Here is a 19,473-nt window from a genome sequence, read left to right as displayed (position 1 = left end):
GCTTCGGGGAGGGCCACCCGTGAACGACCAGCAGCACCCGTACGACCCGTACTACCCGCAGCCGCAGATCATCGGCTACGACGCGTACGGGCAGCCGGTGTACCAGCAGCCACAGGCGCAGCAGCAGGCGCCGGCGCAGCACTACGACCCGTACGGGCAGCACCAGCAGCAGGAGCAGCCACACCAGCCGCATCAGCAGCAGGCGTACGGCTACGACCCGTACGCCCAGCAGCCGGCCGCCCAGGACCCCGCACAGCAGGCGCCGTACGACCCCTACGGGCAGCAGGGCTACACCTACCCGGGCTACGACCCCGGCGGCCAGTGGGCCGCCCAGGCCGAGCCCCCGCCCGCCCCGGTCCAGCCGCCCACCCAGCCGCCCGCGCAGGCTCCCGTACAGGCCGAGGCCCCGGCCCCGGCCCCCGCGTCGCCGGTCGCGGCTCCCGCCGGAGTCCCCGGCCAGCGCCCCGCCCCCGAGCGGTCCGCCGCGCCGCGCCAGGACGAGGACGACCGCGCGTACCGCACCGAGCAGTTCTCGTTCATCGAGGAGCCCGACGAGGACTCCGAGGACGTCATCGACTGGCTCGCGTTCACCGAGAGCCGTTCGGAGCGGCGCGAGGAGGCCAGGCGGCGCGGCCGCAACCGGATCGTCGCGCTCGTCGTCGTCCTCGTGCTCGCCGTCGCCGGAGGCGTCGGCTACCTCTGGTCCGCGGGCCTGCTCCCCGGCTCGTCCGACCCGGAGGCGAAGGGCGGGGCCGCGGCGACGGGACCGCAGCAGCGCGACACGATCGTCGTCCACCTCCACGACCTCAAGAACGGCACCACCTCCACCGCCCTGCTCGTGGACAACACGACCACCCGCCAGGGCACCACGATCCTCCTCCCCAACGCGGTCGTCGTCGCCGACGCGGAGGGCTCCGGGACCCCCCTCGGGAAGTCCGTCGACGAGGACGGCTCCAGCGGCACCCGGGAGGCGATCGGGAACCTGCTCGGGACGAAGATCGCGGGCACCTGGCGGCTGGACAGCCCCTACCTGGAGAACCTCGTCGAGTCCGTCAGCGGCATCGAGATCGACACCGACACGGATGTCCCCGACACCAAGAAGGGCGCGGACCCGCTCGTCCGGAAGGGCGAGAAGCAGACGCTGAACGGCCGCGCCGCCGTCGCCTACGCCACCTACCGGGCGCCCGGCGAGGCCGAGGCCGCACAGCTCCAGCGCTTCGGACAGGTCATGTACGGGGTGCTGCGCAAGTTCTCCAGCGACCCCGCGTCGGCCACGCTCACCATCGAGACCCTCCAGCAGATCCTCGACCCCTCGCTCCCCGAGAAGGACCTCGCCGCCTCCCTCGCCAAGCTCGCGGAGCACGCCAAGCTCGGCGACTACAAGACGGCGCTGCTCCCCGTGGGCCAGGACGGCGCCCTGACCGAGGACGCGAGCGACAGCGTGGTCAAGGACATCCTGGGCGGCAAGGTCACCGCTCCCGACGCGGGCGAGGTGCCGCGGGTCTCGGTCCGGGACGGATCCGGCAAGAAGGCGGCCGAGGCCGCCCGGATCGCCCTGATCAACGGCGGCTTCGCCTTCGTGGGCGGCGCCGACGCGCCCTCCAGGGACGCGTCGCAGGTCCTCTACGGCGACGACGCCCAGAAGGCGACGGCGACCGAGGTGGCCAAGACGCTGGGCCTTCCGGCCGGCTCGGTGGCGAAGGGCAAGCCCTCCGGAACGATCGCCGTGACCGTGGTCCTGGGCCGGGACTACAAGGCGCCGGGAGCCCGGTGAGGGGCGCACCGGAAAACACCGACGGGGCCGTCGGCGGTCCGTGAGACCCTGGAGGGGTACTGGACCGCCGACGAAAGCCTGCTTGTGACCGCCACGGACCGTTCCATCGAGCTCGTCAAGACCGCCGCCCAGGCGGCCGCCGACCGGCTCGCGCACGACATCATCGCGTACGACGTCAGCGACGTGCTGTCGATCACCGACGCCTTCCTGCTCGCCTCCGCGCCCAACGACCGCCAGGTCAAGTCGATCGTCGACGAGATCGAGGAGCGGCTTCAGAAGGAGCTCGGCGCCAAGCCGGTCCGCCGTGAGGGCGACCGCGACGCGCGCTGGATCCTCCTGGACTACGTCGACATCGTCGTCCACGTCCAGCACAGCGAGGAGCGGGTCTTCTACGCCCTGGAGCGGCTGTGGAAGGACTGCCCCGAGCTCGACCTGCCCGAGGACGCCGTGAACACGCGCGGCAAGGCCGCCGAGCACGCCGAGCTGACCGGCGCCGACATCGAGGCCGGCTCCGGCCTTCCCGAGGGACCGGACGGTGAGCTGAGCTGAGCGCCACCAAGGGCGGCAGCGGCCGCCGCATCGTTCTCTGGCGCCACGGCCAGACCTCGTGGAACCTGGAGCGCCGCTTCCAGGGCTCGACCGACATCGAGCTGACGGAGACCGGCGTCACCCAGGCGCGCCGGGCCGCACGGCTGCTCGCCGCGCTCCAGCCGGACGCCATCGTGGCCTCCGACCTGAAGCGGGCGGCGGCCACCGCCGCCGAGCTCGCCGCCCTCACCGGGCACACCGTCGCGCACGACTCCGCCCTGCGCGAGACGTACGCGGGGGAGTGGCAGGGGCTGACCCACGAGGAGATCGTCGCGCGGTACGGCGAGCAGTACGCCGCCTGGAAGCGCGGCGAGCCCGTGCGCCGGGGCGGCGGCGAGCTCGAGACCGAGGTGGCCGACCGGGCCGCCCCGGTGGTCCTGGAGCACGCCGACAAGCTTCCCGAGGACGGCACGCTCGTCGTGGTCAGCCACGGCGGCACCATCCGCACCACGATCGGCCGGCTCCTGGGCCTGGAGGCCCAGCACTGGGAGAGCCTGGGCGGGCTCTCCAACTGCTGCTGGTCGGTGCTCGGCGAGGGCGCCCGCGGCTGGCGTCTGCTGGAGCACAACGCGGGCACGCTGCCCGAGCCGGTCCTCGGCGACGACGACTGAGCCCCCGACCGGCCTGCCGGAGCCGGATTTCACTTTCCGGCAGGTCACAGGCTAAAGTTCTTCTTGTTCGCAGCGCGGAGCGCGAAGAACACGAGGGGCTATAGCTCAGTTGGTAGAGCGCCTGCATGGCATGCAGGAGGTCAGGAGTTCAATTCTCCTTAGCTCCACAGTCACCAAATCCCGTCCCCAGCAGGGGGCGGGATTCGTCGTTTCACGCCTCCTCGTCCCGTCACCCCCTTGACTCCTCACCTCGGTGCCGGTGCCGGTGCCGGTAACGGTGCTTTGCGCAGGGTCTCTATGCCCGCGCGGCTCTCCTCGTCGGACGGCGTGTACGTCACGATCCGGCACTCCGGCATCCCGTTGACCGAGAGGGAGACCGAGGTCAGCCTGACCTCGCCCACCAGGTCGTGCCGGAAGACCTTCACCCGCGTCCCCGGAGGGACCACGTCGCCGCTGCGCCACAGCCGGGCGAACTCCGCGCTGTTCTCCGCGAGACGTCGTACGAACTCCTCCCACTCGGGCTCGCCCACGTGATGGCCGTACGAGCCCCGCAGCTGGGCCACCATCAGCGGCAGCTCCCGCTTCCGGTCGACGATCGGGCACTTGGGCCCCGGGACGCTGAAGAGCGCCCACAGCACGTTGCGCACGCCGAACGGGCCGGTGTCCAGGCCCGGTCCGTCCTGCATCAGCAGCCGCTCGTACAGGGAGTTGGTCGCGAGCACGTCGTACCGCGCGTTGTAGAGCACCGCCGGGAGCGGGTCCAGCGCGTCGAGGACGCCCTGGATCTCCGGGCTGACCTCGGGGACGTCGGCGGCCGACCGGTCCGGGGCGTACGGCACCTCGGCGAGGTGGTAGAGGTGCTCGCGCTCCGGCCGGTCCAGCCGGAGGGTGCGGGCGACCGCGTCGAGGACCTGCGCGGAGGCGTTGATCGGCCGTCCCTGCTCCAGCCAGGTGTACCAGGTGACCCCGACGCCCGAGAGCTGGGCGACCTCCTCGCGCCGCAGCCCCGGGGTCCGGCGTCGGAGCCCCGGTGCCATGCCCACGTCCTCCGGAGTCACCCGCGCGCGGCGGCTGCGCAGGAAGGCGGCCAGCTCCGGTCGTCGCCGCCGCTGGGTCGGTGGTGCTGCCACAATCGTCACGCCCCCCATGGTCGAGTCCCCGTGCCGCCGCTGCCAGGTGGTGTCAGTACCAGCATCGGCGGGCTCTCGTTACCCGTATCCGATCGGCGTCACGCTCGGCGCATGACCTCGACCGCGACACGTCCCACCCTCAGTAAAGACCGTGCCACCGACAACCGCCCCGGCCTGCTCCTCGGAGTCGTGCTGGCCGCCCAGTTCATGGCACTCCTCGACGTCTTCATCGTCAACGTCGCCGCCCCCACCATCCGGACCGAACTCGGCGCTTCCGGCGGCGCGCTCCAGCTCGTCATCGCCGGATACACCATCAGCTACGCCGTGTTGCTGATCACCGGAGCCCGTCTCGGGGATCTGTTCGGCCACCGCAGGGCCTACCTCGGCGGGCTCGCGCTGTTCACCGCGGCCTCCCTCGCGTGCGGACTCGCCGCCGACGCGCCCCAGTTGATCGCCTTCCGGCTGGCGCAGGGCGCGGGCTCGGCCCTGATGATCCCCCAGGTGCTCAGCCTCATCCAGCGCAACTTCACGGGCGAGGGCCGGGTGCGCGCCTTCAGCGCCTACGCCGCGGTGCTCGCCACCGGCGCGGCCGCCGGCCAGGTCGTGGGCGGCGTCCTGGTGAGCGCCGACCTCTTCGGCGCCGGCTGGCGGCCGGTCTTCCTGGTCAACGTCCCCCTCGGCATCGCCCTGCTCGCCGTCGGCGCCCGGGTGCTGCCCCGTGACGTCCACGCCGGGTCCACGCGTGCGCGTGCTCTCGACCTGCCGGGTCTGCTCCTGCTCGCCGCCGCGGTGTCCCTGCTGACCGTCCCCCTCGTGCTCGGCCAGGAGGAGGACTGGCCGCTGTGGTCCTGGCTCTCCCTCGGCGGCTCGTTGGTGCTCGCCGCCCTCTTCGGCGCGTACGAGTCCCGGCTCGCCCGGCGCGGCGGCGCCCCGCTGATCGCCCCGCGGGTGCTGCGCGTGCCCGGGATGGGGCGGGCCGTCCTCTCGATCGCCGTGGCGATGGGCGTCAACGCCGGATTCCTGTTCACCCTCACCCTGCACCTCCAGGGCGGGCTCGGACACAGCGCCCTGCGCGCGGGACTGACCTTCGGGCCCGCCGCGGTCGTCTTCGGCGCCGTCGGCCTGACCTGGCGGCGCCTGCCGGTCCGGCTGCACCGCGGCCTGGTCCCGGCCGGCTTCCTGCTCGCGGCGGCCGGGGCGCTCGCCGTCGGAGCGGCGCTTGCGGACGGCGGGTCCGGCGGAGGATGGCTCTACCCGGCCCTGGGGGTGCTCGGGGCGGGGATCTCACTGGCCTTCAGCCCGGCCCTGACCGGCGCGCTGGCGACCGTACGGCCCGAGGACGCCGCCGATGCCAGCGGGCTGCTCGCCACCGTCACCCAGCTCGGTCAGCTCGTCGGCGTCGCCTCGTTCGGGACGCTCTTCCTCGGCAGGGCCGCGGGTTCCGGAGCTCAGGGCTCCGCCGACGCGCTGTGGGTGACGATGCTGGCCCTGGCCGCGGCCTCCGTCGTGGGCGCGTCGGCGGGACTGCCGCGACGATCGCGCTGACCCTCTTGCGAGGCCATGGCAGAATCGGACGGCCGGAGGGGGACAGGATCCGGACGGGAGGGTGACCCAAGTGCTCGGCGACCACGGCAGGGTGTCCTATGGGTGCACGGCCTGCGGCCACAGCTGGAGCTGATTGATGGGTGCACACAGGCGGAAGTGCGACTGGTGCGGCAGCGGCACGCCCATCGTGCGCGACATGGATCCCGTCAACCCCGGGTTCCAGTACTGGTGCGAGGAGTGCGCGCGGGCGCTGATCATAAAAGGCGATCCCATCGAGACGTACCGCGAGCTCGAGGGGGAGCCGATCTACGGCCGGCTCCTCGACGAGCACTGCACCCTCAAGCGGTTCTACTCCTTCGCCACGGCCTGACGCGTCTCGCCCGGTCCGGCGCCCCGCGCCACGACCGGGCGCGCTTCGTCCCGTCCGGGCTCCCGGGTCGTGGCCCCGTGTGCCTCGTCCGGTCCGGGCTCGGGTGCGGTGGACCCGTGTGCCTCGTCCGGTCCGAGCTCCGGTGCCGTGGACCCGCTTGCCTCGTTCTGGCCGGGGCCCTTCGGGCGGCCGGTGTTCCGCAGCGTCAGCGCGTAGCCCACGAGCAGCGCCGTCGCCGTCAGCGGGTAGATCGCCGAGAGCAGCATCTGCCCCGCGTTCTGGTCCAGTTCGGGGCGGCCCGGGTCGTGCGGGACCCACCACAGCGCGAACGAGGCGAAGGCCAGTGCCACGGCTCCCGTCACCGGCCACGCGCGCGTGGAGCGGTCCGCGAGAAGGATCAGCAGCGGCACGCACCAGACCCAGTGGTGAGACCACGAGATCGGGCTGATCATCAGGGCCGTGACCGCGCAGACGATCACGGCCACCGCCTTGTCGCCGCGCACCGCCGCCCGTATCGCGAGCACCATCGCGGCGCCGCCCAGGACGGCGGCCGCCACCGCCCACCACATGCCCGGGTCGTCCGTGTGCATCAGCCGGGCCAGCACCCCGCGGATCGACTGGTTGGCGGTCTCCTCGGCGAAGCCGACCCGGCCGGTCTCGAACAGGGTCTCCGTCCAGAACCGCTTCGAGTCCGCCGGCAGTGCGACCGCCACGGCCAGCGTCGTCGCGAGGAACACCCCGGTCGCCGTCAGCGCCGTGCGCAGCCACTGGTTCATCGCCCGGTCCCGGCGCCACAGCAGCAGACCCGCGGCGAGCAGCAGGACGACGAAGAGTCCGGGTGTGAGCTTCACCGCGGTCGCCAGGCCGATGCCGAGACCGGCCCAGCGGCTCCCCTCGCGCCGGGTGAGGTCCCAGAGCACCGCGACCGCGATGAGCAGGTTGATCTGGCCGTACCGCAGGGTCGTCCACACCGGCTCGCACCAGACCACGACGGCGGCGACCCAGAGCGTCGTGCGCCACAGGTCCGTACGGGACAGCGAGGGGCGGACCAGCTGGAGCGACAGCTGCACCAGCGCGACCACCAGGAGCAGGTTCCCCGCGGTGGTGAGGGTGCGCATCAGGGGGACGCCGACCAGGGTCAGCGGGACGAACAGCAGGGCCGCGAACGGCGGGTAGGTCATCCCGAGGTTCGCCGAGGTCGCGCGCATCGCGTACAGATCGCCGCCCGCCCGGACCGTCTCGCCCTCGGCCCGGTAGACCATCACGTCGAGCATGTTCACGTGGGCGAGGCGTTGCGCCACCCAGAAGGCCGCGAACGACAGCAGACAGACCGCCGCGGCGGTGGCCAGGGGCCACGGCCGGGCGCGGGTTTTGGAGAGCACGGAGACGGACACAGTCGGCGACCCTACCCGGGGGCCCGCGCGGGGCGGGGAAACCGATTTGGCGATCCGGCGCGCGGGCCGTTACTGTTCTGTCCGTCGCCGCGAGCGAGATCGAAGCCGGGACGACACTCGAGGGGCTATAGCTCAGTTGGTAGAGCGCCTGCATGGCATGCAGGAGGTCAGGAGTTCAATTCTCCTTAGCTCCACAGAACGGAACTGAGCCATCCGAATCGGATGGCTCGCGCCGGTTCTGCGGAAATCAGAACATTCCCGCGTACGGGGCTATAGCTCAGTTGGTAGAGCGCCTGCATGGCATGCAGGAGGTCAGGAGTTCAATTCTCCTTAGCTCCACAATCACCGAATCCCGTCCCCCTGGTGGGGGCGGGATTCGTCGTTTCACCGGTCGCCCCCGCCACCTCCGACACCGCTTCCGCTCCGTTTCCGCTCCGTGGAACGCCGGTGCGGCCCGCTCGGGCCCTGCGGTACCCTGGCGCCATGCGTGCCGTACGCCTCCTGCTTACCGAGCCGCGCTGACCAGTCCCGACGGATGACAGACATCCCGTCGGAGTCGGCGCGGCATCCCCTCCTGTGCGAGGGGATTTTTCATTTCGGGCAGTTCGTGGCAGTGGGCAGAGACGATCGATGGAGCATCAAGGACCATGACCGAGATCACGACGGCCGCCGAGACGGCGGCCCCTCATCGCTACACGTCGGCCATGGCCGCCGACATCGAGGCACGCTGGCAGGACTTCTGGGACGCCGAGGGCACCTACGAGGCGCCGAACCCCACCGGTGACCTGGCGGGCGACCCCGCGGTCGCCGCCCTGCCCAAGAAGTTCATCATGGACATGTTCCCGTACCCCTCGGGTGCGGGCCTGCACGTCGGCCACCCGCTCGGCTACATCGCCACGGACGTCTTCGCCCGCCACGCGCGCATGACCGGCCACAACGTGCTGCACACCCTGGGCTTCGACGCCTTCGGCCTGCCGGCCGAGCAGTACGCCGTGCAGACGGGCACGCACCCCCGCGTGTCCACCGAGGCCAACATGGAGAACATGAAGGTCCAGCTGCGCCGGCTGGGCCTGGGCCACGACAAGCGCCGGTCGTTCGCCACGATCGACCCGGACTACTACAAGTGGACCCAGTGGATCTTCCTGCAGATCTTCAACTCCTGGTACGACGACGAGGCCGCCAAGGCCAAGCCGATCGCCGAGCTGATCGAGCAGTTCGAGAACGGCACGCGTGAGGTCCCCGGCACGCGCGCGTGGAGCGAGCTGAGCGCCGCCGAGCGCTCCGACGTCCTGGGCGAGTACCGCCTGGCGTACGCCTCCGACGCGCCCGTCAACTGGTGCCCCGGCCTGGGCACCGTCCTGGCCAACGAGGAGGTCACCGCCGACGGCCGCTCCGAGCGCGGCAACTTCCCCGTCTTCAAGGCCAAGCTGCGCCAGTGGAACATGCGCATCACCGCCTACGCGGACCGCCTGCTGGACGACCTGGACGCGCTGGACTGGCCCGAGGCCATCAAGCTGCAGCAGCGGAACTGGATCGGCCGCTCCGAGGGCGCCCGCGTCGACTTCCAGGTCGGCGACACCGGAGCCATCACCGTCTTCACCACCCGGCAGGACACGCTGTTCGGCGCCACCTACATGGTCCTGGCGCCCGAGCACGACCTCGTCGAGAAGATCGTCCCGGCCGCCTGGCCCGAGGGCACCCACGAGGTGTGGACCGGCGGTCACGCCACCCCCTCCGAGGCCGTCGACGCCTACCGCAAGCAGGCCGCCTCCAAGTCCGACGTCGAGCGCCAGGCCGAGGCCAAGGACAAGACCGGCGTCTTCACCGGCGCGTACGCGACCAACCCGGTCAGCGGCGCGCGGGTCCCCGTCTTCATCGCCGACTACGTCCTGATGGGCTACGGCACCGGCGCGATCATGGCCGTCCCGGCGCATGACAGCCGCGACTTCGCCTTCGCGCGCGCCTTCGAGCTGCCGATGCGCTGCGTCGTCCAGCCCAGCGACGACCGCGGCACCGACCCGTCGACCTGGGACGACGCCTTCTCCTCCTACGAGGCGAAGCTGGTCGGCTCGGCGAACGACGAGATCTCCCTGGACGGCCTGGGCGTCGTCGAAGCCAAGGCGAAGATCACCGCCTGGCTGTCCGACCGGGGCATCGGCGAGGGCACCGTCAACTTCCGTCTGCGCGACTGGCTGTTCAGCCGCCAGCGGTACTGGGGCGAGCCCTTCCCGATCGTCTACGACGAGGACGGCGTCGCCCACTCGCTGCCCGAGTCGATGCTGCCCCTGGAGCTGCCGGAGGTCGAGGACTACTCGCCGCGCACCTTCGACCCCGACGACGCGGACACCCAGCCGGAGACCCCGCTGTCCCGCAACGAGGACTGGGTCAACGTCACCCTGGACCTGGGCGACGGCTCCGGCCCGCGCCGCTACCGGCGCGAGACCAACACCATGCCCAACTGGGCCGGCTCCTGCTGGTACGAGCTGCGCTACCTGGACCCGCACAACGCCGAGAAGCTGGTCGACCCGGCCGTCGAGCAGTACTGGATGGGCCCCCGCGAGGGCATGCCGACCGGCGGTGTCGACCTGTACGTCGGCGGCGCCGAGCACGCCGTGCTGCACCTGCTGTACGCGCGCTTCTGGTCGAAGATGCTGTTCGACCTGGGCCACATCTCCTCGGCCGAGCCGTTCCACAAGCTGTACAACCAGGGCATGATCCAGGCCTTCGTCTACCGGGACGCGCGCGGCATCGCCGTCCCGGCCGCCGAGGTCGAGGAGCGGGACGGCGGCTTCTGGTACCAGGGCGAGAAGGTCAGCCGCGTCCTGGGCAAGATGGGCAAGTCGCTGAAGAACGCGGTCACGCCCGACGAGATCTGCTCCGAGTACGGCGCCGACACCCTGCGCCTGTACGAGATGGCGATGGGCCCGCTGGACGTCTCGCGCCCCTGGGACACGCGCGCGGTGGTCGGCCAGTACCGCCTGCTCCAGCGCCTGTGGCGCAACATCGTCGACGAGGCGACCGGCGAGGTCACGGTCGTCGACACGGCGGCCGACGACGACACGCTGCGCGCCCTGCACAAGGCGATCGACGGCGTCTCCCAGGACATGGCGGCGATGCGCTTCAACACCGCCATCGCCAAGATCACCGAGCTGAACAACCACCTGACCAAGTCCGGTGGCGCGATCTCCCGGCCGGTCGCCGAGCAGCTGGTGCTGCTGGTCGCCCCGCTGGCCCCGCACATCGCCGAGGAGCTGTGGCGCCGCCTGGGCCACACCGAGTCGGTCGTCCACCAGGACTTCCCGGTCGCCGACCCGGCGTACGTCGTCGACGAGACCGTGACCTGCGTCGTGCAGATCAAGGGCAAGGTCAAGGCCCGCCTGGAGGTCTCGCCGTCGATCACGGACGCCGAGCTGGAGACGCTGGCGCTGGCCGACCCGCACGTGGTCGCGGCGCTGGGCGACGCGCAGATCCGCAAGGTGATCGTGCGCGCGCCGAAGCTGGTCAACATCGTCGCCGGCTGACACCGGGACGACGACGGTCCGCGCCTTCCCCTAGGGGAAGGCTGGGGGCAGGTTGAGGGTTCGAAGGGAACCGTCGGCCTGCCCCTTCCGTTTACCGTGGAGGAACAACAGTCGAGGCCGGAGGGGCACACATGGAAGCCACGATTATCACGATCATGGCCCTGCTCTTCTTGTCCTTCGTGGCCCTCGGGGTGTTCGTCACCGTGAAGGTCGCGAAGGCCGCCAAGCGCGGGGTCGACCGCACCCTCGACCAGGCTCGGCGCACGGTCGAGGACACCACGCTGCGGGCCAAGAGCGTCGGCCAGGTCGGAGCCGCAGGAGAGCTGGCCCGGCTGCGGCTCTCGCTGCGCACCTCGATGCGCGCCACGCAGGAGGCGCTCCAGGCGGGCGTCGGCGAGGACGCCTCACTCAAGGAGTCCCTCGACCTGTTCCACCGGCTCAGCGCCCATGGCCTCGAGCTCGACGCGGACCTCAAGCGCCTGGAGCGCGAGCCCGACCGGGCGTGGGTGTCCGGACAGCTGCCCGAACTCGCCGCGCGGACCGCGCGGATCACCGGCTCGGCCGACGCGCTGCGCCGCGCCGCCCGCGACCGGGCACTGAGGTTCGCCGAGGACGACCTGTCCGCGCTCAGCGCCCAGATCGACGTCGAGGCGGGCGCCCTGCGCCACTGGACGGAACCGGAGGGCACGCCGGGGGCGGCGACCCGCACGGCCGGTGCCGGGGCGCCGGACCCGGCGACCGCCGAGGGCTGGGGACAGCCCGCCCGGCCCACTGGCCAGGCCCGTCCGGGAGGCGGGGGAGAGCCGTCCGCCATCACCGCGCCCGACCCGCGCCGCACCGCGTACCCCTGGGAGAAGTCGGCCCGCCCCGAGACCACCACCTGACCCGGCCGCCCCACGCGTCGGCGTGGTACCGCTCGAAGGCGCGTCCGGTGGGGGGCCGGGCTGCCGTGCGAAGGCCTCGACGGGTAACCTCCCGCTCATGTCCCGGCATGTCGCGATCGTCACCGATTCCACGGCCTATCTGCCACGCCAGACGAGGGAGCGGCACGCGATCACCACGGTCCCGCTGACCGTCGTCATCGGCGACCGCGCCCTCGAAGAGGGCACCGAGATCTCGGCGAAGGCCCTGGCCGAGGCCCTGCAGAAGCGCCGGCCCGTCACCACCTCCCGGCCGAGCCCCGAGGTCTTCGCCGAGGCCTACCGCGAGGCCGCCGCCGCCGGAGCGCGGGGCGTCGTCTCGCTGCACCTGTCCGCCGAGGTCTCCGGGACCTACGACGCCGCCGTGCTCGCGGCGAAGGACGCCCCCGTGCCGGTCCGCGTGGTGGACACCCGCATGGTCGGCATGGCGCTGGGCTTCTGCGCGCTCGCCGCGGCCCAGGTCGCCGAGGCGGACGGTTCACTCGACGAGGCGGTCGCCGCGGCCGAGAAGCGGGCCTCGGGCACCTCCGCCTACTTCTACGTCGACACCCTCGACTACCTGCGCAGGGGCGGACGCATCGGCGCGGCCCAGGCGCTGCTCGGCTCCGCGCTGGCGGTCAAGCCGCTCCTCGAACTCGACGGCGGGCGGATCGAACTGCGGGAGAAGGTACGGACGGCCTCGAAGGCGATCGCGCGCCTGGAGGAGATCGCCGTGGAGCGCGTCGGCTCCGGTTCCGTCGACATCGCCGTGCACCACCTCTCCGCCCCGGAGCGGGCCGCCGCGCTCGCCGACCGGCTCCGCGAGCGTCTGCCGGGAGTCGAGCAGCTCCAGGTCAGCGAGGTGGGGGCGGTCATCGGTGCCCATACGGGGCCGGGGCTGCTCGCGGTCGTCGTGTCGCCGCACTGAGGGCGCGCGGTCCTGGAGGTCCCGGAGGTCCTGGAGGTCCCGGACATCCTGGCGCAGGCCCTGGGCCGTCCTGGCTGAGGGTCGGGCATGCCGTGGGCCGTCCCTCTTGGGGGTGAGGGAGTTTTCCACAGGGCCGGGTCCGTCCACGGATGACGGCTGAGCTCCGCACGGGCCTTGCGTGACTCATAACGTCACGGACATGACTCTTCGTACACGCATCGCATCGACCACCCACAGGACCTCGCGCACGGCGGGCGGCCCGACGAGCGGACCCGGGCGGGCGCCCGGTTCGGACGGGCGCGGTCGGCCCGCGGGACGCGGCTCGCCTCACGGGCGGGCCCGGGGCGGCGGGGCCGTGATGGCGTCGGGAGGGGGTGTGCGGGGACGGGCGGAGGCACTGTTTCCGTCGGGGAGTCCGGAGTCGCCGCTTGCGGCGTCTGCTCTGCTTGAGCCGTCCCCGGTGCGTGTGCCGTTGGTCCTGGAGGTGCCGGATCAGGATTCCCGGCCAGGGGTGCGGGAGCGGCTGGCTGCGGTGTTCCGCGACCGGACCCCGGTGTGGGTGCAGACCAGGTGCGGTCTGGAGCCGAGGACTTTGGGTGCGCTCACCGTGGTCCTGCTCGTCGCGGCGGTCCTCGCGGGTGCGTACTTCTTGACCGGCAGGCCCGAGCCGGTGCGTGCCCCCGAACTCGTCCGCGCCGCGGCACCCGTGGCTCCCGAGCCCGCCGTGCCCGTGCCGGAGTCCGCCGGCGGGTCCCGTTCCGGATCCGGTTCGGTGGTGGCGGGAGGGCAGGGTGCGGGCGCTTCCTCCGGGGCGAGGGTCGTCGTGGACATCGGCGGCAAGGTGCGCAGGCCCGGGGTACTGACCCTGCCGGCGGGCTCGCGCGTGGCGGACGCACTGCGTGCGGCGGGCGGGGCGGAGCCGGGCGCGGACCTCACCGGGGTCAACAGGGCCCGCGTGCTGTTCGACGGCGAGCAGGTCCTGGTCGGGATGCTCGGGGCGCCGGGAGTGGCGCCGGGCGGCTCCGGCGCGGGCGGCGGTGCCGGGGGCGGTGCGCCAGGGGTGCCCCTGAGCCTCAGCACGGCCACGGCGGAGCAGCTAGACGGACTCCCGGGTGTCGGCCCCGTCCTGGCGCAGCACATCGTCGACCACCGGACGGAGCACGGAGGCTTTCGGTCGGTCGGAGAGCTGCGCGAGGTCGACGGCATCGGAGAGCGCAGGTTTGCCGATCTCGAACCGCTGGTCCGGCCGTGAAGCGCGAGGAGGCCGTCGGCGGGACGCCAGAGGAGAGCGATGCGAAGGCGTGGGACCGGCGGGAGGGGCCGGCCGATCTCCGGCTCGTTCCGCTCGCGGCCGCGGCCTGGGCGGCTGCGGCCTGGGCCGTGGGCGCCACCGGGTGGTGGACGGCGGCCGGCGTCGGAGGGTGCGTGGGGACGGCCCTGATCCTGTTGGCGCGGGGACGGGCCCGGGGACGAGGAGACCCGGGCGACCCGGCCGACGGCCCCGGCGGCATCGTGCCGGGGAGCGCGGCCGGGTGGCGGTTGCGGGCGACCGCGTGGGCCGGGGTCCTGCTCTGCGCGGCGGCCGGTGCCGCCTCGGCGGGCCTGCACGCGGCGGATCTCCGGCGCGGGCCGGTGCCGGAGCTGGCGCGGGAGTACGCGCGGGCCCGGCTGGAGGTCGCGGTCACCTCCGATCCCCGGCTCACCCGGCCCAAGGTCCGGGGGAACGCGACCGCGCCGGTTGCGATCCTCCTGGACGGAGAGGTGACCCTGGTCGAGCGGTCGGACGGTTCGGTGCACCGGACCCGGACGCCGGTCCTCCTGATCGTGCCCTCGGGGGAGGGACGGGACGTATGGCTGCGGCTCCTGCCCACCACCCGGCTACGGGTGGGTGGCAGGCTCGCCCCGCCGCTGCGGCCCGGCGAGCCCTTCGCGGCGGTGCTCAAGGTCGACGGAGCCGGACCGCCGCGGATCGTGGGACAGCCGAGCGCGGCACAACGGACGGCGGGGGAGCTCCGCGCCGGGCTGCGGAGGGCGACCGAGGGACTCGATCCGGACGCGCGTGCCCTGCTGCCGGGACTGGTCGTCGGGGACACCTCGCGGGTCGGCCCCGAGCTGCGGGAGGCGTTCGAGGCGACGGACCTGACGCATCTCTTGGCGGTGTCCGGGAGCAACCTCACCATCGTCCTGCTCCTGCTCATCGGACGGCCCGGGAGGGCGCACCAGGTGGAGCGGGGCGGGCTCGCGCCGAGGCTGGGACTCTCGCTGCGGGTCACCGCGGTGACCGGGGGAGGGCTGACGCTCGCCTTCGTGATCGTCTGCCGCCCCGATCCGAGCGTGCTGCGCGCGGCGGCCTGCGGGCTGGTGGCCCTGCTCGCGATCGGGACCGGACGCAGGAGATCGCTGATCCCGGCGCTGGCGGCCGCCGTACTTCTCCTGGTGCTCTACGACCCCTGGCTGGCGCGCAGTTACGGGTTCCTGCTCTCGGTGCTGGCGACCGGGGCGCTGCTGACGATCGCCCCACGCTGGAGCGACGCCTTGCGGCGCCGAGGGGTCCCCGGTCGGTGGGCCGAGGCGCTGGGTGCGGCTCTGGCGGCGCAGGCGGTGTGTGCGCCGGTCGTGGCGGTGTTCGCCGCCCGGGTGAGTCTCGTCTCCGTACCGGCGAACCTCCTGGCGGAGCTCGCGGTGGCGCCGGCGACGGTCTGCGGGTTCGCCACGCTCGCCCTGGCGGCCGTGTGGATGCCCGCCGCCGAGGGCCTCGCACGGGTGGCGGGCTGGCCGGTCGGGTGGATCGCCCGGGTGGCCCGTACCGGCGCGGGCCTGCCGGGGGCCGAGGTCGCCTGGCCCGGCGGGTGGTGGGGCGGTCTCGCCCTGGCGCTGCTCACGGTGCTGGTGGTCCTCGGGGCGCGGAGGCTGCCGTACCGGGGCGTGGTCGGCGCGGTCGCCGCCGGGCTGCTGCTGCTCGCGGTGGTGCGGCCGGTGCCGCTGACCCGGTGGGTGACGGGCTGGCCGCCGCCCGGCTGGGTGTTCGCGATGTGTCAGGTGGGCCAGGGGGACGCGACGGTGCTCGCCGCGGGCGGGGACTCCGCCGTCGTGGTGGACGCGGGCCCCGATCCCGCGCCGGTGGACCGATGCCTGCGTGAACTCGGGGTGCGAAGAGTGCCGTTGCTGGTCCTCACCCACTTCCACGCGGACCATGTGGCCGGACTCCCCGGGGTGCTGAGGGGCCGGGAGGTGGGGGCGATCCAGGTCACGGGGCTCGAAGAACCGCCTTCCCAGGCGGCGTTCGTGCGGCGGACGGCCGCCGCGGCCGGCGTGCCGCTGGTCCGGGCGGGGGCGGGTGAGCGGCGGAGGATCGGAGCACTGGAGTGGCGGGTGCTGTGGCCGTGGGGTGGCGCCGAGCGGATCGTCGAGGGGCCCAACGACGCGAGTGTCACCCTGCTCGTGCGCACCGGGGGAGGGCTGAGTCTGCTGCTGCTCGGAGACCTGGAGCCGCCTGCTCAGCAGGCGTTGGCGCGGGCCCATCCCGAGCTGGGGCCGGTGGACGTCCTCAAGGTCGCCCATCACGGTTCGGCGCACCAGGACCCGGGCCTGATACGGCTCGTGCGGCCGAGGCTCGCGCTGGTGTCGACCGGACGCGACAACCCGTACGGCCATCCCTCGCCCCGGACGCTGGAGGCGTTGCGCGCGGGCGGTGCGCGGGTGCTGCGGACCGACCGGGACGGAGCGGTGGCGGTGACGGGAGCGGGGCGCGGGCTCGTGGCCGTACCGGGAGGGGGGTGAGGGGTGACGGGTGAGGAGTGCGGGAGAGGGAGGAACGAGATCCTTGTAAAGAAGTCCTTGTAAAGGAGTCTTTCTAAAGATAGCTTTTCATCATGCCCGAGACGAGCGCACCGCAGTCCGGGGGCGACCAGCCCCGCAGTATCCGGCTCACCGACCCGCGCGCCCTGCGGGCCTACGCCCATCCGTTGCGGATGTCGCTGGTCGGGCTGCTGCGCAGCAGTGGACCCTTCACCGCCACCCGGGCCGCCGAACTGACCGGCGAATCCGTCGCCAGCTGCTCCTACCACCTGCGGATACTCGCCAAGTACGGGCTCGTGGAGGAGGCGCCCGGCGGACGGGGACGGGAGAAGCCCTGGCAGGCCACGGCCCGCTACACGGAGTGGCCCGAGTACAGCGAGGACGCGGCCGTCGCCGAGGCGGCCGACGCGCTCAGCACCGCCGTCGCCGAGCGCTACTTCGAGCGGGTCACCCGGGCCATGGAGAACCGGCACCGGCTGCCGAGGGAGTGGCGGGAGGCCGAGGAGTTCGGCGACACCCTGCTCCACCTCACCCCCGAGGAGCTGGCCGGCCTCGGTCGCGGCATCGAAGAACTGCTCCGGCCCTACGAGGCGCGCACGTCCGACCCGTCCCTCAGGCCGGAGGGCGCACGCCCCGTCAGCATCCTGCGGATCGCCTACCTGGACCAGGACATCCCCGACAACGAAGAGGAGTGAGCGAGATGGCCCTCGTGGAACGCGTACCGGCGCTGCTGCGCGAGCGCACCTTCCGCCGGTACTGGACCGGGCAGACCATCTCGCTCGCCGGGGACCAGATCTCGCTCATCGCGATCCCGCTCGCGGCCGTCCTCGCCCTCGGCGCGGACGCCGCCGCGATGGGCCTGCTCAAGACCGCCGAACTGCTCCCCGCCCTGTTGTTCAACCTGCCGCTCGGCGCCTGGGCCGACCGGCAGGCCAACCGGAGACGCGCCATGATCGCCGCCGACATCGGGCGGGCGGCCCTGGTGCTCACCCTCCCCGTCGCCTACGCGATGGACGCGCTCACGCTCGGGCAGCTGTACGCCGTGGCCTTCGGGATCGGCGCCCTCACCGTCCTCTTCGAGGTCTGCAACACCACGCTGTTCGTCGCGCTCGTCCCCACCGACCAGTACGTCCAGGCGAACTCGCTGGTCAACGGCAGCCGTTCGATGGCCTGGCTCGCGGGGCCCGGTGTCGGGGGTCTGCTCGTGCAGTTCCTCACCGCGCCGTTCGCCCTGGTCGCGGACGCCGTCACCTATCTGGTCTCGGCCGGTTACCTGGCCCGGATCAAGCCCGCCGAACCCGCGCCGGCGCCCGTGGCCAAGGGGCACTTCACCGAGGGGCTGCGCTGGGTGGTCCGGGAGCGTTCGATGCGCGCGCTCTTCGCCGCCTCCGGCACGGTCCAGTTCTTCAACCTCATGTTCCACACCCTCTTCGTCCTCTACGCGACCACCGAACTCGGCATCGACGCGGGCCTCCTCGGTCTCCTGCTCGCGGCCGGAGCCGTCGGAGGTCTCCTCGGGGCGACGGCGAGCGGGGCGGTGGTCCGGCGGATCGGGATCGGCCGCTCGCTCGTCGCCGGCTTCCTCGGCTTCACGGCGCCACTGCTCCTGGTGCCCCTCGCGGACGGGCCCCTGCCCCTGGTGGCGGGCGTGCTCTTCGTCGCGGAGTTCCTCTCCTGCCTCGGGGTGATGATCGTGGACGTCGCCGCGGGATCGTTCCAGATGGCGGTGATACCCGACGCGGTGCGGGCCAGGGTCATGGGAGCGTTCCGCACCCTCAACTACGGGTTCCGTCCGCTCGGCGCGTTCGCCGGAGGCCTGCTGGGCACCGCCGTCGGGCTGCGCCCCACGCTGTGGATCGCCACCGCCGGCGCCGTCCTCGCCGTGCTCTGGCTGCTGCCCTCGCCGCTCGCCAGGATGCGGGAACTTCCCCGCAGGGAGGGGGAGTCGGAGCCCGCCGGCCGGGAAGCCGACGAGAGATCCGGATCACCGGACGGCAGACTGCCCGTATGACCACACATGAGGCCGCCACCATCGACGCCTACCTGCGCCGCATCGGCGCGCGCAGGCCCGGGCGGGCGGACGCCGCCGCGCTGCGCGAGCTGCATCTGCTCCACCTGCGGACCGTGCCCTTCGAGAACCTCTCCCTCCATCTCGGCGAGCCCGTCGTGCTGGACGAGAAGGCGCTCCTCGACAAGGTGGTCGGGGCTCGCAGGGGCGGGTTCTGCTACGAGATCAACGCGACGTTCGCCGTGCTGCTGAGGGAGCTCGGATACGAGGTCGCGCTGCTCCAGGCGAGGGTGATCGGGCCGGAAGGGACGCCGGGCATCCCGTACGACCACATGGCGCTGCTCGTGGAGACGGCGGAGGGGGAGCGGTGGCTGGCCGACGTCGGGTTCGGCGATCACGGCCACTACCCGCTCGCCTTCGACGCCCGCGACGACCAGGTGGACCCCGGCGGGGTCTTCCGGATCGTGGAGGCGGCGGACGGAGACCTGGACGTCCTGCGGGACGGGAAGCCGCAGTACCGGCTGGAGCCGCGGCCCAGGCGGCTCGCCGACTTCACGGCGGGCGCCTGGTACCACCAGACCTCGCCGGACTCGCACTTCCCCCGGTCGCTGATCTGCTCGCGGCTCACCGAGGAGGGCCGGATCACGCTCAGCGCGCCCAAGCTGATCACGCGGGCCGGGGGAGAGCGCGAGGAGCGGATCCTCGGCAGCGAGGACGAGGTGAGGACCGCGTACCGGGAGCTCTTCGGCATCGAGCTCGACGTGCTGCCGTCCGTGCGCACCGGAAACCCCAATTCGGACTCCCGGTAACACTTGCTCGCAGACACTCCCGTTTGCCTCGAACGGCTCAATGGTGATCGAATGCGAATTCGTTGCATGGTGAACGAGTCGCACGGGGGTGCGTGAAG

The 19,473-nt window shown here is 72.7% G+C and carries 15 protein-coding genes and 3 tRNA genes; 16 read left to right on the top strand and 2 right to left on the bottom strand.

Annotated elements, in window-relative coordinates; all coding sequences use genetic code 11:
* Nucleotides 1-19: 19 nt before the first annotated feature.
* From ACFYXU_RS10700 to ACFYXU_RS10685, 4 genes are all read left to right on the top strand, one after another.
* A complete protein-coding gene (locus tag ACFYXU_RS10700; RefSeq protein ID WP_389457335.1) occupies nucleotides 20-1,774 on the top strand; it encodes an LCP family protein in 1,755 nt (584 codons plus the stop codon).
* Nucleotides 1,775-1,858: 84 nt separating this feature from the next.
* Nucleotides 1,859-2,323 (top strand): ribosome silencing factor, encoded by a 465-nt coding sequence (rsfS, locus tag ACFYXU_RS10695; RefSeq protein ID WP_329855184.1) that lies wholly within the window; start codon nucleotides 1,859-1,861, stop codon nucleotides 2,321-2,323.
* Nucleotides 2,320-2,973: a histidine phosphatase family protein gene (locus tag ACFYXU_RS10690; RefSeq protein ID WP_389457582.1), complete on the top strand. Its 654-nt coding sequence runs from the start codon at nucleotides 2,320-2,322 to the stop codon at nucleotides 2,971-2,973. Before rsfS ends, ACFYXU_RS10690 begins: the two co-directional genes overlap by 4 nt.
* A gap of 94 nt (nucleotides 2,974-3,067) precedes the next feature.
* Nucleotides 3,068-3,140: transfer RNA gene (locus tag ACFYXU_RS10685), tRNA-Ala, on the top strand.
* 78 nt (nucleotides 3,141-3,218) lie between these two features.
* Here the strand turns inward: ACFYXU_RS10685 and ACFYXU_RS10680 are convergent.
* The gene (locus ACFYXU_RS10680) at nucleotides 3,219-4,121 is read right to left on the bottom strand and encodes a helix-turn-helix transcriptional regulator (RefSeq protein ID WP_389407213.1); all 903 of its coding nucleotides are present in this window, start codon (nucleotides 4,119-4,121) and stop codon (nucleotides 3,219-3,221) included.
* Between the two features lie 93 nt (nucleotides 4,122-4,214).
* On the opposite strand from ACFYXU_RS10680, the gene ACFYXU_RS10675 reads away from it, so the two are divergent.
* Together ACFYXU_RS10675 and ACFYXU_RS10670 are read left to right on the top strand one after the other, a co-directional pair.
* On the top strand, nucleotides 4,215-5,648 hold the full coding sequence (locus tag ACFYXU_RS10675) for an MFS transporter (protein WP_389457333.1): 1,434 nt from the start codon (nucleotides 4,215-4,217) through the stop codon (nucleotides 5,646-5,648).
* 136 nt (nucleotides 5,649-5,784) lie between these two features.
* Nucleotides 5,785-6,018, top strand: coding sequence for a hypothetical protein (locus tag ACFYXU_RS10670; RefSeq protein WP_015033559.1), 234 nt, complete (start codon nucleotides 5,785-5,787; stop codon nucleotides 6,016-6,018).
* Here ACFYXU_RS10670 and ACFYXU_RS10665 read toward each other — a convergent pair.
* On the bottom strand, nucleotides 5,997-7,412 hold the full coding sequence (locus ACFYXU_RS10665; protein WP_389457331.1) for a glycosyltransferase 87 family protein: 1,416 nt from the start codon (nucleotides 7,410-7,412) through the stop codon (nucleotides 5,997-5,999). The two genes, ACFYXU_RS10670 and ACFYXU_RS10665, sit on opposite strands and share 22 nt — an antisense overlap.
* A gap of 121 nt (nucleotides 7,413-7,533) precedes the next feature.
* Between ACFYXU_RS10665 and ACFYXU_RS10660 the strand changes: the two genes are divergently transcribed.
* The 10 genes from ACFYXU_RS10660 to ACFYXU_RS10615 all read left to right on the top strand — a co-directional run bounded on the left by ACFYXU_RS10660 (nucleotide 7,534) and on the right by ACFYXU_RS10615 (nucleotide 19,375).
* Nucleotides 7,534-7,606 (top strand) — tRNA-Ala (locus tag ACFYXU_RS10660).
* 72 nt (nucleotides 7,607-7,678) lie between these two features.
* A tRNA-Ala gene (locus tag ACFYXU_RS10655) sits at nucleotides 7,679-7,751 on the top strand.
* A gap of 308 nt (nucleotides 7,752-8,059) precedes the next feature.
* The gene (gene leuS / locus ACFYXU_RS10650) at nucleotides 8,060-10,933 is read left to right on the top strand and encodes a leucine--tRNA ligase (protein WP_389407216.1); all 2,874 of its coding nucleotides are present in this window, start codon (nucleotides 8,060-8,062) and stop codon (nucleotides 10,931-10,933) included.
* 131 nt (nucleotides 10,934-11,064) lie between these two features.
* Nucleotides 11,065-11,817, top strand: coding sequence for a hypothetical protein (locus tag ACFYXU_RS10645; RefSeq protein WP_389407217.1), 753 nt, complete (start codon nucleotides 11,065-11,067; stop codon nucleotides 11,815-11,817).
* A 97-nt stretch (nucleotides 11,818-11,914) separates the two neighbouring features.
* The gene (locus tag ACFYXU_RS10640; protein WP_329855190.1) at nucleotides 11,915-12,760 is read left to right on the top strand and encodes a DegV family protein; all 846 of its coding nucleotides are present in this window, start codon (nucleotides 11,915-11,917) and stop codon (nucleotides 12,758-12,760) included.
* A 199-nt stretch (nucleotides 12,761-12,959) separates the two neighbouring features.
* Nucleotides 12,960-14,012, top strand: a complete 1,053-nt coding sequence (locus ACFYXU_RS10635) for a helix-hairpin-helix domain-containing protein (protein WP_389457329.1) — start codon at nucleotides 12,960-12,962, stop codon at nucleotides 14,010-14,012.
* Nucleotides 14,009-16,540 (top strand): ComEC/Rec2 family competence protein, encoded by a 2,532-nt coding sequence (locus ACFYXU_RS10630; protein WP_389457327.1) that lies wholly within the window; start codon nucleotides 14,009-14,011, stop codon nucleotides 16,538-16,540. The genes ACFYXU_RS10635 and ACFYXU_RS10630 overlap by 4 nt, the downstream gene beginning before the upstream one ends.
* A gap of 92 nt (nucleotides 16,541-16,632) precedes the next feature.
* Entirely contained in the window at nucleotides 16,633-17,253 is a 621-nt protein-coding gene (locus ACFYXU_RS10625) for a winged helix-turn-helix domain-containing protein (RefSeq protein WP_376510486.1), read from the top strand.
* Nucleotides 17,250-18,569, top strand: a complete 1,320-nt coding sequence (locus ACFYXU_RS10620) for an MFS transporter (protein ID WP_389457325.1) — start codon at nucleotides 17,250-17,252, stop codon at nucleotides 18,567-18,569. The genes ACFYXU_RS10625 and ACFYXU_RS10620 overlap by 4 nt, the downstream gene beginning before the upstream one ends.
* Nucleotides 18,566-19,375, top strand: coding sequence for an arylamine N-acetyltransferase (locus tag ACFYXU_RS10615; protein ID WP_389457323.1), 810 nt, complete (start codon nucleotides 18,566-18,568; stop codon nucleotides 19,373-19,375). Before ACFYXU_RS10620 ends, ACFYXU_RS10615 begins: the two co-directional genes overlap by 4 nt.
* Nucleotides 19,376-19,473 lie beyond the last annotated feature (98 nt).

The organism is Streptomyces sp. NPDC002232, from assembly GCF_042890295.1.
GTDB lineage: Bacteria > Actinomycetota > Actinomycetes > Streptomycetales > Streptomycetaceae > Streptomyces.
The sequence above is the reverse complement of the archived record's forward strand: the minus strand, read 5'-3'. Positions and strand labels throughout refer to the sequence as shown.